Genomic DNA, 13825 nt, shown 5'->3' with positions numbered 1-13825 from the left:
GCATCGGCTACCCAAAGGCCATGACGGACCAGCAGCATTGCGACATCGCCATCGTCGGGGCCGGCGCGGTCGGGCTCGCGGCTGCGCTCGCGCTTGCCGCCGCCGGGCGGCAGGTCGTGCTGTTCGGTCAGGCGAGTGCGCCGCGTGATGGCCGCACCGTCGCCCTGCTCGACGGCTCCTGGCGGCTGCTCGAAGCGCTTGGCCTGACGGAGGCGCTGGACGCGGTCGCAGCGCCACTCGCGGTGATGCGGCTGGTCGACGATACAGGCAGCCTTTTCCGGCAGCCGCCGGTCGAATTCAAGGCGGCCGAGCTTAGCCTGCCGGCCTTCGGCTGGAATGTCGAGAACGCGGTGCTGGTCGAGGCCATGGTAGCCAAGGCGGCTGCCGAGCCGCGTATCCGCCTGATCCCGCAGGCGGTGACGGACATCACGGCAAGCGCCGAGGGCGTCCTCCTTGCTGGCGACGGGTTCGCTCCGATCAGGGCGCGGCTCGTCGTCGGCGCCGACGGCCGCAAGTCGCGTGTCCGGGAGGCCGCCGGCATCACAACGCGCGACTGGAGCTATCCGCAGGTGGCGCTGACCGCGATCCTGAGCCATCGCCGCGAGCATCAGGACGCCTCGACCGAATTCCACACCCGCTCCGGCCCCTGCACGCTGGTGCCGATGTCCGGCCGCCGCTCCTCGCTGGTCTGGCTGCTCGAACCCGGCGAGGCCGAGCGTATCGCCGGGCTCGATGACGCCGCTTTCGCCCGCGCGGTCGAGCGCCAGACCCATTCGATCCTCGGCGCAATGACGCTTGCCGGCCCACGCGGGCGGGTGCCGATGGGGGGCCTGTCGGTCGATCGGTTCGCGGATGGGCGCATGGCGCTGATCGGCGAGGCCGCGCATGTCTTCCCGCCGATCGGGGCGCAGGGGCTCAATCTCGGTCTGCGCGATGTCGCGGCGCTACGCGATGCGGTCGCTGGAGCCGAGGATCCGGGCGAAGACGCAGCACTCGCTGCTTACGATCGCTCGCGCCAGGCGGATGTGCGCCTGCGCACCGGGGCGGTCGATGCGCTCAACCGGACCTTGCTGACCGACCTTTTGCCAGCCGATCTGATGCGCGGCGCCGGGCTGCTGGCGCTGTCGCGGCTCGCGCCCTTGCGCCGGCTGGTGATGCGCCAGGGACTGGCCGGCGGCACGGCAGCAGGCTGACCTCAGATCTCGTAGTCGCCGATCGGCGGGCTCGCGCGCAGCGCCGGCGCGGCATCGCGGAAGACCGGCGCGAGTGGCAGCGGCGTCGAGACCATGCGACGCCCGCCCGGCTCCTCGACTTGCCGGTCGAGCAGGCCTCGCGCGGTCAGGTGCGGATCGGCCAGAGCTTCGTCGAGCGTCCGGACCACCGTGCAGCAGCAATCGAGCGGCTCGATCGTGTCCCGCCAATACTTCGCAGGTCGCGAGGCTATGATCGCGGTGATCGCCGCCTGTGTCGCTGCCGGATCGCGCCGGTCGTCGCGCAGTTCGGCGTCCAAACCGATGCCCTCGCAGAAGCTCCTCCAGAATTTCTCCTCGATCGCGCCGACCGCGAGGAACCAGCCATCCGCGGTCGCATAGAGGCCGTAGCGCGGGCTGCCGCCCGTGAGCATCCCCTCCCCGCCGGCCGGATAGCGGCCCGACGCCTGGCCCTGCGCCAGCGCATACCAGGAGAAGGCGAGCATCGCATCGGTCATGGCGATGTCGAGATGGCAGCCCTGGCCGGAGCGGTCGCGCTCGCGCAAGGCGAGCAGGATGTTGATCACGGCCGGCATGGCGCCGCCGGCGATGTCGGCGACCAGGGTCGGCGGCAGCGGCGCCGGCCTGCCGGGTGCGAGTGATTGGCCGAGCAAGCCGCCAATCGCCTGGTAGTTGATGTCGTGGCCCGCCTCGGAGGCGCGCGGGCCGTCCTGGCCGTAGCCGCTGATCGAGCAGTAGACCAGTCGCGGGTTGAGCGCCTTGAGCGCCTCATAGCCGAAGCCGAGACGCTCCATCACGCCGGGCCGGAACTGTTCGATCACGATGTCGGCCTGTGCGATCAGCGGTGTCAGGCGCGCCAGGGCGCCCGGCGCCTTGAGATCGATGGCGAGGCTCTGCTTGCCGCGGTTGAGCGCGGCGAAGGGAGCGGAGGTCTCGCCGAAGCGCGGCGGAAAGCGGCGCATGTCCTCGCCGTCCGGCCGCTCGATCCGGATCACGCGCGCCCCGGCCTCGGCGAGGAAAAGGCTCGCCAGCGGCCCGGGCAGCAGGGTCGAGAAATCGAGGACGAGGAGGTCGGACAGCGGCTGCATCGATGGGCCCGGGAAGGCAGGCCCTTGTGGGCCCTCAGTGGAATAGGTCTGCCGGCATCCTGCCCGTCTTCACCAGCCACAGGAAGCCCGTCAGCGTCACCGTCGAGACGATGGTGCCGACGAGGATGCAGGCCGAGGCGCGCTCGATGCCGACGCGGTACTGCGTCGAGATCACGAAGATGTTCAGGGCCGGTGGCAGCGCCGCCATGATCACGGCGGCATAGACCCAGGGCGCCGAGAAATCACCGAGGCCGGAGAGCAGCAGCCAGACCAGGAGCGGATGCAGCAGCAGCTTGATCGCGACGAGCCAGGGCAGCTCGCTGGGCATCTGCCGGATCGGCTGCAGCGCGACCGTGACCCCGAGCAGGAAGAGCGCACAGGGCGCCGCGGCCTGCGAGAGCCAGAGCGTCATCTTGTCGAGCGCCGTCGGCAGTTCGAGCTTGAGGAAGGCTGCGAGCACGCCGGCGACGGTGGCGACGTTGAAGGGATGGGTCACGACCCGCCGGACCACCTCGGCCGCCGTCGCGGCGAAGCTGCGTTTCTCGACGCCCGCCAGCGCCATCAGGAACGGGATCAGCGAGAACAGCAGCAGGTTGTCGAAGACGAAGATCAGCACGACCGGCGCGCTGGCGGCAGGCCCGAGCGCCGCCAGGATCAGCGGCGGGCCCATATAGCCGATGTTCGAATAGGAGCCGGCGACGCCTTGCATCACCGCTTGCGGCATGTCGCCCTGGGTATGGCGCCAGCCGAGCGCGAAGGAGAGCACGAAGGCGCAGAAGGTCGCGAGCGTCGTCACCGCGACGAAGCGCCAGTTGGTCAATTCGCTCAGCGGCTTGTCGGCGATCAGCCGGTAGAACAGGCAGGGCAGCGCGACATAGATCAGGAAGAACTGCATCCAGGCCAGCCCCTCGCCCGGCAGGCGCTTGTAGCGGCCGATGAGGAATCCGAGCAGGATCAGCCCGAAGAAGGGCGCGACCAGGTTGAACAGGCTGGCGATGTCGGCCATGCGGCGTTCCCGGGTGGCCGACGATGGCGACGGCGTCGCCTTATAGGATGGGCCCAGGCGCCTGAGAACCCGGCCGGGCCACACATCCTGCGCCGGCTGCATGACGTGTGGCCCGGCGAGCCGATTACCTCAATTCCAGCTCGTAGCCCGCACAACTAAAAATTGCAGCTTTCGACGAAGCTGGAAGCGATCGGGTAACATATTTCTGCCATGTTCCCTGAATGGCTCATGGAACAGGCGATAATGAGCAGCTCTCAAGCGGCGGCAGGTAGTCCGGTGTCCGGGACCGTCTGGCGATCTTCGATCACGTCTCCGACCTTCTGGATCGTGGCGTTCCTGGTGATGGTGATCCTGGGGCTCGCGCTCCCGATCCGCCTGCCGCTGGGACCCAATTATTGGGATACCGACATCTACCTCGATGCAGCGCAGCGCATCCGGCAGGGTCAGATCCCCAATATCGACTTCTTCACCTCGATCGGGCCGCTCGGCTTCTATCTCACCGCCTGGATCAAGGCACTGTTTCCGCAGGCGCAGCCGGCCCTGCTCGCCAACTGGGCGATCGTGCCACTCTCGCTCCCGATCGCGGCGCTGATCGCCTGGGACATCGACGCACGCTCGCGCAAGCTGGCGCTGGCGATCGTGATACCGTTCCTGGTCCTGACCTCGCTGCCGATCAACCTTCACAGCCTCTACCCCTCGCCCGGCTTCGACGGGTTCGGCTACTACAACCGCCACGTCGCCCTGCTGCTCTATCTGCTGCTGGCGGCGCTACTGTTCGTCGAGAACCGGGCCCTGCTGACGACGCTCGTCGCGGTGCTGATGGTCGCGCTGTTCCTGGTCAAGGTGACGGGGCCGGTCTCGGGCGCCGCCCTCGTCGGCTATGCGGTCCTGGCCGGGCGCATGCGCTTTCGCGACGCTGCGATCGCCGCTGGCGCGGTCATCGCCTGCCTGGGCGTGGTCGAACTCGCGACCGGCCTCGTCTTCGCCTATCTCGAAGACATCCTCGACCTTGCCATGCTCAACTCCGCCTCGTTTCTGCGGCGCTTCCTGACGCTGGGCTCGATCAAGTTCAACGTGATCGCGCCCTGCCTGGCGCTGATCGGCGTCCTCGCCTATGCGGCGCGGCGGGACCGGTTGTCACCCGGGAGCCTGTTGACCTCGCCGCTGGGCTGGCTGAGCGCGAGCCTCTTCGCGCTCGTCCTCGGCGAGACGCAGAACAGCGGATCGCTCGAATTCATCGGGCTCTGGCCGGTGTTGATCCTGATCCTCAGGGATTATCACCACAAGTCCGGCGACCAGTTGCGCCCGTGGGTGCTGATGCTCGTCATGGCCGTCTCGCTGCCGAGCGCCGTGATCTTCCTGGAACGCGGCGCGCGTGCGCTGATCGCCGCTCCACGCTACCAGGCGCTGGATGTGCCGGATGTCGGGCCGCTCGGCCGCGTCAGCCTGAAGCCGGAGCTGGCGCAACGCGCGGTCGGGCAGCTGGAGCACTACGTCAAGTATTACGACGCCTCGGCCGATCTCGTCCGCCGGGGCCTGCTGCCGTCGGCCACACTGTTCTCCGAGATCGACCACCAGGCGACCTGGCTTCTGGAAGTGCAGCAGGGCATCGACGCGATCAAGCGCTGGGAGGCGACGAACCGGCGCCAGCTCAACGGCTTCTTCGCGCTCGACTTCATCAGCCCGTTCAACCACCTGCTCGGCCGCGCCGCTCCGCAGCATGTCGCGCTCGGCATCGACACCGAGCGGACCAATCCGAAGGTCACGCGCGAGATGCTGGAGGCGCTGCGCGACATCGACGCGATCATGCGGCCCAAATGCCCCTACGAGGTCAAGCGGGCGGCGATCTGGATACAGTTCGCCCAGGCCCTGGAAGGCCGCCAGCTGATCAGCCTTGCGCCCTGCTGGGACATGTATCTGAGGAAGTCGGAGTTGCCAGGACCGCCGCCGCGATAGATGGCGGTCCTTTCTCTCGCGAGACGGCCTTTGCGAGCGACTGCATCGGCAGGAGAGTCGATCAGCCCTTGGCCAGCCAGGCGTTGAAACGCTCGTTCAGCGTCTCGAGATTGTCGTTCCAGAACTGCTCGTCGTACCGGACGTTCTGCTCGACATTCTTGCCGACCGGCATCAGCGGTAGCCGGTCGGGCGCGAGCAGGCCGGCGGACTTACCGTTCACCGGCGCGACCGGCTGGATCGCCGAGAAGGCGGCCTGCGCCTCGGGCGAGGTCGCGAAGTTGATGAACTCGTAGGCCCGCTCGATGTTCTTGCCGCCGCTGACGATCGTCCAGTAGTCGATCGTGTAGAAGGCGTCCTGCCAGCCATAGCCGAGCGGCGCCCCTTCGGCGCGGGCCTCGAGGATGCGGCCGATGAAGGAGGTCGACATCACGACATTGCCCGAGCTGAGCCAGTCGGAGGGCTGCGCGCCCGCCTCCCACCACTGGATGCTCGACTTGATCTCGTCGAGCTTCCTGAAGGCGCGGTCGATGCCGGCGGGCGTGCGCATCACCTTGTAGACGTCCTCGCGCGCGACCCCGTCCGCCAGCAGGGCGATCTCCAGCGTCGCCTTCGGTTGGCGGCGCAGGGCGCGCTTGCCGGGGTATTTCTTGAGGTCCCAGAAATCGGCCCAAGTCTTGGGCTGCTCGCCGGTCAGCTTGCTGTTGTAGGCCAGCACCAGCGACCAGCCGACGGAGCCGATGCCGCAGGGCGTGATGCCGCCGGCCGGGAAATCGGCGGCATGCGTCAGCTTCGACTTGTCGAGCTCGACGATCGCCCCCTCGGCGCAGGCATTGATCGTCTCCGGGGAACCGAGCGTGATGACGTCCCAGATCGTGTTCTTGGCTTCGACCATCGCGCGGATCTGGCCGAGACCGCCGGTGTATACAGCGTCCCGCACATCGGCGCCCGTTTTCTTGGTGAAGGGCTCCATCAGCACCGAACGCTGCTTATGCGTGTAGCTGCCTCCCCAAGTCGCAACGGTAAGGCTGTCGGCAGAAGCGACCGAAGGAACGGCAAAAGCCACTGAAATACCGGCCAGAACCGCGAGATACTTCATGGAACGTCCCCTGTTTTCTGATCCGGCAAGCCAACTGCCTTTGCCGCATTGAAACATCTCTGTAAGAAACGATGTTTCTTTATAGGAAACGTACTGACCCGCTCGCCACCTGTCAACGAAACCTCACGCTAGGGCAAGGTAGCGAGCGATCAAACGCCGGTCCGCCTCCCGGGGCCGGCGATCACTGGTAGCGATGAGGAAGGCCGTCACGCCGCAGCACGCCCGCGACGGATACGGCGCGTTCGTCATGGCTAGCGGGGGAGATTGCCTGGGGAGCGTTCGGCGCCGCTGTCAGGCCGGGCGGCGCAGCGGAATGATCGAGCCCTTGTAGCCGAGATTCCAAGACGCCTTGATCGCGGCGCGCAGGACGGCGTCGACCTGCGCCTTGTCCGGCTCGGCCTTGATGTACTGGATCGAGCCGACGATCGCGATCGAGCCGATCGCCGTGCCGGTCTCGTCGAGGACGGGAGCGGCGAGCGCATTGATGCCGAGCGTGTCCTCGTTCGGAGCCACCGCATAGCCGCGCTCCCTGACGCGGTCGAGCTCGCGCGCCAGCGCATCGCGCGACGAGATCGTATGCTCGGTGAGGATATCGAGCTTGCGGCGGTCGAAGGCCTGGACGATCTGCGCGGAGCCGAAGGCGAGCGTCACCTTGCCCTGCGCCGTTGCATGCAGCACCAGCTCGCTGCCGGCGCGCACCCCGATCTCCAGCGGGGACTTGCCGAGGGTCGTGCTCAGCACGACGAGGCTTGGGCCGACGCCGCCGCTGATGACCACGGTCTCCCCGAGCTCCTCCCGCAAGTCGCGGGCCGGAACCTCACAGGCGGAAAGCAGATTGAGCTGGCCCGTCGCGCTGCGGCCGAGGATATGCGCCCGCAAGCCGAGCTTGTAGCGCGAGGTCGCGGCGTTCTGCTGGCAATAGCCGCGATCGACCAGCGTCTGGAGATGGCGGAAGATGGTGCCCTTCGTCGTGCCGAGCGCCAAGGCGAGTTCGCTGACGCCGACCTCCCCTTCCGCCGCCGCGATGGCTTCGAGGACATCGAAGGCAAGCTGCACGGATTTGACCCCGGCTTCACCCCGTTCCGAATCCGACGCCATTCTCGATCTCGTCCTTCTGCACGCCGGCTATCGTTCGTCGGCGCGATGCCCGTCAGAGCATACTGCCGACACAACCTCAATAGCGTGTAACTCGGCTGGCGCCGCACGCCGAGCGCTCGTGTCAGCTCTCCTGGAGGCCGCGCGCTCTGGCCGAGCGGCGGCGCAGCGCCTCGACGCAGATCATGCCGCCGACGGAGACGAAGAGCATGATCGTCGCCGCCGAGATCACGACCGGCGTCAGCTCGTCGCGGATGCCGTCGAAGAGGCGGATCGGCAGCGTCACCTGCTCGGGGCTCGCCAGGAACAGCGAGATCACCACCTCGTCGAAGGAGACGACGAAGGCGAACAGCGCCCCCGCCACGATGGCCGGCTTGATGATCGGGAAGACGACGCGCCGCTGCGCGCCCCAGGGCGAGGCGCCCAGGCTCTTGGCGGCGCGCACCAGCGTCGTATCGAAGTTCTGCAGCGCCGCGTTGACCGAGATCATCACATAGGGTGCGCCGACGATGGTGTGAGCCAGGACCATGCCGGCGAGCGAGCCGGTGAGGCCGAGCTTCGAGAAGAACAGGAACAGCGCCACCGCCAGGATGATGACCGGCACCACCAGCGGCGCGATGAACAGCCCATAGGCGAGCGCCCGCGCCTTCGGCGGCAGCGAGGTCAGGGCCAGCGCCGCGCTGACGCCCAGCACCGATGACAGCGCCGCGGCGCAGACGCCGACGATCGCGCTGTTCTTCAGGGCGAGCAGCCATTTGTAGTTATGGGCGAGCTCCTCGTACCAGCGCAGCGACAGCCCCGGCATCGGATAGGTCAGGAAGGAGCCGGAGCTGAAGCCGAGCGGCAGGACGACGATGATCGGCAGGAGCAGGAAGGCGTAGACCAGCACCGAGATCACGACGGTCAGGATGCGCCAGGGCGATGGGCCGAGCTGCTGGCGGGGCGCGGTGGATCCGGACATCGCTTACCCCTTCACGACGATTGTCTGGCGCCGGCCGACCAGGGCATAGAGGCCGGTGACGAGCAAGATGGTCAGGCTGAGGACGATGGCGAGCGCCGCGGCGAGACCCCAATTGACCGTCTGCTTGGTGTAGAAGGCGATGAAATAGCTCATCATCTGGTCGGTGTTGCCGCCGACAAGCAGCGGCGTGACGTAATAGCCGGAGCAGACGACGAAGGTCAGCAGCGTGCCGGACCAGATGCCCGGCCAGACCAGCGGCAGATAGACCTTGAAGAAGGCCCGCGGGCCGCTCGCGCCGAGGCTGAAGGCGGCGCGCAGATATTCCCGCGAGATGTTCGACATGACGCTGTAGAGCGGCAGTACCATCAGCGGTAGCAGCACGTGGATAAAGGAGATGTAGACGCCGGTGCGGTTGAAGATCAGGCGCAGTGGCGTCTCGATCAGGCCGGCGCGTAGCAGCATGCTGTTGATCATGCCGTTGTCCTGCAACAGCACGACCCAGGCGCTGGTCCGCACCAAGAGCGAGGTCCAGAACGGCAGCAGCACCAGCAGCAACAGCAGATTGCGCCAGCGCGGCGTGCTCGACGCGATGTGATAAGCGACCGGGAAGGCGAGCAGCAGGCAGCTGACGGTGACGACGAGCGAGATCCAGAGCGTGCGGCCGAGCACGCCGAGGAAGATGGCGCTCTCCTGTGGCGCCGCGCCGATGCTGCCGTCCGGCCGGATCTCGAGGTCGAGAGCCGACAGAAGGTATCTCGGCGTGATCGGCGATGCCGCCCGGCGCAATGCCTGCCAATAGCTGTCCTCTCCCCATTTGGGATCGACGGCGATGAGGCCTGCCCTGCCCTGCGTGCTCGCGGCACGCCCTGCCGTCTTCAGGATCAGGGCGCGGTAGCCGGGTATCTCGTAGTTGAGCCTGCGGCCCGCTTCCGCGACCGCGCGCCGGTCGGCCCCGCGCAGATCGGTGATCAGCGCCTCGAAGGCGGCATCGTCCGGCAGGCCCTGCCCGTTCCAAGACAGCACGGCGCGGCTGGTCTGCGGCAGCGCCTGCGACACTTCCGGGCTATGGAATCCCCCTGTCAGCAAGGAGAGGATCGGCCAGACGAACAGGCCGAGCATGAACAGCAGGCACGGCAGGAGCAGCCCGTAGCGGCTGATCGGCGCGCGAAGGGCTTGCGGCAGGGATAATCCGCTCACGGCTTCCTCCGCCCGCTCAGTGGCGCAACACTTCGCTCTCGACGTCGAGAGCATGGCAATCGTCCTCGTCCCAGCCGACGGCGACCGAGGAGCCGGCAACGGGAACCTCGACGCCTACGACATTGGAGAGCTTGGCGACGAAGCCGTCCTGGCCGGCGACCTGCATGGCGACGCGGACATGGTCGCCATGGAAGACGACATTGCTGACCAGCGCCTCGAAACGGTTGGCCCGGCTCGCGGCGGCTGCGCCGAGCACGACGCGCTCGGGCCGGACCGACAAGGTCGAGGGCGAGCCGACCGCGCCGGCATTGACCGGCCGGGCCCGCAGGCGCGCCCCGTCGGCGAGCGTCACGGCGCAGGAAGAGCCGTTCCGTTCGGTCACCTTGCCGACGAGGCGGTTATTCTCGCCGATGAAGCGGGCGACGAAGGCATTGGCCGGCGCCTCGTAGATCTCGCGCGGCGGCGCCAATTGCTGGATGACGCCGGCATTGAACACCGCGATCCGGTCCGACATCGTCAGCGCCTCGGACTGGTCGTGCGTCACATAGACGACGGTGACCCCGAGCTCCTGCTGGATGCTCATGATCTCGTACTGCATCTCCTCGCGCAGCTGCTTGTCGAGCGCGCCGAGCGGCTCGTCCATCAGCACGAGGCTCGGCTGGAAGACCAGCGCGCGGGCGAGCGCCACGCGCTGCTGCTGGCCGCCTGACAACTGGCCCGGCAGCCGGCTGGCGAAGCTCTCCAGCTTGATCATCGCGAGCGCGCGCTTGACCTGCGTTTCGATCTCGGCCGAGCGCAGCTTCCGGCAGGTGAGCGGAAAGGCGATGTTCTCGGCCACGGTCATGTGCGGGAACAGCGCATAGCTCTGGAAGACCATGCCGATATTGCGCTTCTGCGCCGGCACATAGCCGATCGAGCGCCCGTCGACGAGGATATCCCCCTGCGACAGGGCCTCGAAGCCCGCGAGCATCAGGAGGCAGGTCGTCTTGCCCGAGCCGGAGGGCCCGAGCAGCGTGATGAACTCGCCGCGCTTGATGTCGAGGTTCAGGTCATGAACCACTTTCGCAGCCCCGAAGGATTTCTGAACGCCGACGAAGCGGACGAAATGCTCGTCCATGGTGGAAGAGGTCATGCCAGGTCCATCGCAGCCAGTTGGTGGAATGGGCGATTGCCGCCGGCCCGCTCAGCGGGCCAGCCAGGCGTTGAAGCGCTCGGTCAGGGCGTCGATGTTCTCGACCCAGAACGTGTCGCTGAAGACGGTTCCCTGCTTCAGGTTGTCGCCGATCGGCATGATCGCCAGCCGCTCGGGCTTCAGCAGCGCGGCGGCCTTCTGGTTGACCGGAGCGACCGGCTGGATCTCGGAGAACGCGGCCTGGGCCTTGGCGCCGGTGGCGTAGTCGAGGAAGGCGTAGGCGTCCGGCTGGCGCTTGGTGCCGTCGACGATCGCCCAGGAATCGACCGAGTAGAACGAGCCGCCCCAGCCGAAGGACACCGGCGCTTTCTCGGCGCGGGCTTCGAGCAGGCGCCCGACATAGGAGGTCGCCATCGCGACCTCGCCGCGCGCCAGCCACTCGGGCGGCTGCGAGCCCGCTTCCCACCACTGGATATGCGGCTTCAGCGCGTCGAGCTTCTTGAAGGCCCGGTCGACTCCGTCCTTCTTGCCGAGCGTCGCATAGAGCTCCGCCGGCGCGACGCCGTCGGCGAGCAGCGCCGCCTCCAGCGCATATTGCGGCGAGCGGCGCATGGCGCGCTTGCCGGGGAAGGTCTTCACATCCCAGAAATCGACCCAGGAGCGCGGCGCCTGCTTCACCAGATCGGAGTTGTAGCCGATCACGATCGACCAGCCGACCGCGCCGACCCCGCATTCACTGGCGCCGCCCGGCCCGAGATCGGAGAGGTTGGCGAGCTTCGCCGGATCGAGCCGCAGGACCAGCCCCTCGGCGCAGGCGGCGATCAGGTCGGGCGCCTCGAGCTGCACCACGTCCCAGGTGCTGTTGCCGGCCTCGCGCATCGCCCGCAACTGGCCGAGCCCGCCGGTATAGGGTGCATCGAGCACCCGCACGCCGGCTTCCTTCGCGAACGGGTCGATGATCGTCGCTCGCTGCTTCTGGGTATAGGTCCCGCCCCAGGTCGCGACGGTGAGCTGGCGCTCCTGCGCGCCGGCCGAGACGGCCCCGGCGGCGAGGAGCAGGGCAGCAAGCGATATCCGGCCGTAAGTCATGATCCTATCCCCCTTGCTTTCCATCCAGCCCCGGAGCGTCGTCTCGCAGTCGCGAGTGCCTCCGTGTCGAAACGGTGTATCGTTTTGAGAAACGATATTGTTTTGTCGCGAACGCGTCAATGCCGATTCTGGGTGACCGGCATCGAGGGCGGGGCCGCCGCAGAATTCCGATGGCGAGCATGCGCTGGAACCGGCTTCGGCCGAACGAGAAAGCGTCGGCGGGGCGCCTTTTATCTGATTGTTATAATAGATTTATCGGAATTTCCGCGACGCGGAGCGCCGCTTCGATCGTGCGCGTCTCGCTTTCGTGCCGGGAGCAAATCGCTCGCCTCCAAAGCGTGGCCTGATCGTATCTTTATACAAAACATTGTCACGCTAAACGGGAAATGATAGCCTGGCAGCAAGGTGCCGCGAGCGCATCGCGCCGAGGACCGCCGCCCGTTGCCAGGAGATCGACATGTCGCCTCAACCCCAATCGAACCGTGCGCGCGACATCGCGTATCACATCCACCCGCAGACCAATCTGCGCCAGCACGAGAGCGCGGGGCCGATGGTGATCGAGAGCGGCGACGGCATCCATGTCATCGACGACGAGGGCCGGCGCTTCATCGAGGGCATGTCCGGCCTGTGGTGCGCCTCGCTCGGCTTCAGCAACAAGCGATTGGCCGAGGCGGGCGCGCGCCAGCTCCACGCACTGCCCTATCAGCAGGTCTTCGCGCATCGCTCGAATGGGCCAGTGATCGAGCTGGCCGATGTGCTGGTCTCGGTCGCGCCGGAGGGGCTGACCCGCGCCATGTTCCAGTCCTCAGGTTCGGAGGCCATCGACACGGCGATCAAGTTCGTCTGGTACTATCATGACGCGATCGGCAAGCCGGAGAAGCGCAAGATCATCGCCCGGCTCGGCGCCTATCACGGCACGACGATCGCCGCCGCCAGCCTGACCGGCCTGCCGAACATGCACCGCTCCTTCGGCCTGCCGCTGCCCGGCTTCTTGCATGTGACCGCGCCGCATTTCTACCGGAACGGCCAAGAGGGCGAGAGCGAGGCGGCCTTCGTCGAGCGGCTGGCCACCGAGCTCGAAGAGCTGATCCTGCGCGAGGGGCCGGAGGCGATCGGCGCCTTCTTCGCCGAGCCGGTGATGGGCACGGGCGGCGTCATCGTGCCGCCCGCCGGCTATTTCGAGCGCATCCAGGCCGTGCTGCGCCGCCACGACATCCTCTTCGTTGCCGACGAGGTCATCTGCGGCTTCGGCCGCACCGGCAGTTATTGGGGCTGCCAGACCTTCGGCATCGCGCCGGACATGCTCACCTGCGCCAAGGGATTGTCGGCGGCCTATGCCCCGATCTCGGCGCTGCTGGTGAACGACAAGGTGTATGAGGCGATCGCCGACCGGACGAAGGCGCTGGGCGGCTTCGGCCACGGCTATACCTATGGCGGCCACCCGGTCTCGGCCGCGATCGCGGTCGAGGCCCTGAAGATCTACGAGGAAGAGCGGATCGTCGACCATGTCCGCGCGGTCGCGCCGCGCCTGCAAGACGGGCTGCGCCGTCTCGCCGGCCATCCGCTGGTCGGCGAGGTGCGCGGCGTCGGCCTGATGGCCGCGGTCGAATTGGTCGAGGACAAGGCCAGCCGGCGCTCCTTCCCGCTCGAGCGCGGGGCCGCGCAGGCATTGTCGAGCGCTCTCGCTCAGCGCGGCATCCTGCTGCGTGCGCTGGGTCACACGCTCGTCTTCGCCCCGCCTCTGATCATCCAGGCGGCTGATGTCGACCGGATCGTATCGAGCGTCGGCGACAGCCTCGACGAGATCGCCGGCCCGCTACGGAACGCGGCGTAGCGCGCGTTCGTCGGGGTGTGCAGGTCGCTGCTCCGGCGGATCGTAGCCACGCCACCGTCATTCCGGGGCGGCGCACCAGCGCCGCGCCCGGAATCCATGGACACGACGGCGCCGGACGAAATGCCGTCATTGCGAGCGTCCGCGAAGCAATTCAGGAGCG

11 protein-coding genes are annotated in these 13825 nt (G+C 67.5%); 3 read left to right on the top strand and 8 right to left on the bottom strand.

All coding sequences use genetic code 11. The annotated features are described in order from the left end of the window. The first annotated feature begins 20 nt into the window (after positions 1-20). On the top strand, positions 21-1193 hold the full coding sequence (locus AC3WLC_RS16615; RefSeq protein WP_493685015.1) for a UbiH/UbiF family hydroxylase: 1173 nt from the start codon (positions 21-23) through the stop codon (positions 1191-1193). 2 nt (positions 1194-1195) lie between these two features. On the opposite strand, the gene AC3WLC_RS16610 is transcribed toward AC3WLC_RS16615, so the two are convergent. Both AC3WLC_RS16610 and AC3WLC_RS16605 read right to left on the bottom strand, forming a co-directional pair. Continuing rightward, entirely contained in the window at positions 1196-2299 is a 1104-nt protein-coding gene (locus tag AC3WLC_RS16610) for a CaiB/BaiF CoA transferase family protein (RefSeq protein ID WP_493685014.1), read from the bottom strand. Positions 2300-2333: 34 nt separating this feature from the next. Next, complete coding sequence (locus AC3WLC_RS16605) at positions 2334-3305, bottom strand: AEC family transporter (RefSeq protein WP_493685013.1); 972 nt, start codon at positions 3303-3305, stop codon at positions 2334-2336. A gap of 276 nt (positions 3306-3581) precedes the next feature. Between AC3WLC_RS16605 and AC3WLC_RS16600 the strand changes: the two genes are divergently transcribed. After that, positions 3582-5261: a hypothetical protein gene (locus AC3WLC_RS16600; RefSeq protein ID WP_493685012.1), complete on the top strand. Its 1680-nt coding sequence runs from the start codon at positions 3582-3584 to the stop codon at positions 5259-5261. A gap of 61 nt (positions 5262-5322) precedes the next feature. Here AC3WLC_RS16600 and AC3WLC_RS16595 read toward each other — a convergent pair whose 3' ends face one another. The 6 genes from AC3WLC_RS16595 to AC3WLC_RS16570 form a co-directional block, all read right to left on the bottom strand. After that, complete coding sequence (locus AC3WLC_RS16595; RefSeq protein WP_493685011.1) at positions 5323-6357, bottom strand: ABC transporter substrate-binding protein; 1035 nt, start codon at positions 6355-6357, stop codon at positions 5323-5325. 291 nt (positions 6358-6648) lie between these two features. Then, the gene (locus AC3WLC_RS16590; RefSeq protein WP_493685010.1) at positions 6649-7455 is read right to left on the bottom strand and encodes an IclR family transcriptional regulator; all 807 of its coding nucleotides are present in this window, start codon (positions 7453-7455) and stop codon (positions 6649-6651) included. A 121-nt stretch (positions 7456-7576) separates the two neighbouring features. Next, positions 7577-8413, bottom strand: coding sequence for an ABC transporter permease (locus AC3WLC_RS16585; protein ID WP_493685009.1), 837 nt, complete (start codon positions 8411-8413; stop codon positions 7577-7579). A gap of 3 nt (positions 8414-8416) precedes the next feature. Next, positions 8417-9610, bottom strand: a complete 1194-nt coding sequence (locus AC3WLC_RS16580) for an ABC transporter permease (protein ID WP_493685008.1) — start codon at positions 9608-9610, stop codon at positions 8417-8419. Between the two features lie 16 nt (positions 9611-9626). Further along, a complete protein-coding gene (locus tag AC3WLC_RS16575) occupies positions 9627-10742 on the bottom strand; it encodes an ABC transporter ATP-binding protein (RefSeq protein ID WP_493685007.1) in 1116 nt (371 codons plus the stop codon). A 51-nt stretch (positions 10743-10793) separates the two neighbouring features. Continuing rightward, on the bottom strand, positions 10794-11831 hold the full coding sequence (locus AC3WLC_RS16570) for an ABC transporter substrate-binding protein (RefSeq protein WP_493685006.1): 1038 nt from the start codon (positions 11829-11831) through the stop codon (positions 10794-10796). Between the two features lie 457 nt (positions 11832-12288). On the opposite strand from AC3WLC_RS16570, the gene AC3WLC_RS16565 reads away from it, so the two are divergent. Continuing rightward, positions 12289-13665, top strand: a complete 1377-nt coding sequence (locus AC3WLC_RS16565; protein ID WP_493685005.1) for an aminotransferase — start codon at positions 12289-12291, stop codon at positions 13663-13665. The last annotated feature ends 160 nt before the right edge of the window (positions 13666-13825 follow it).

This window comes from Allobosea sp. GW821-FHT03A12, assembly GCF_058986765.1.
Note: the sequence above shows the minus strand (reverse complement) of the source record. Positions and strands in the feature narration are given on the sequence as shown.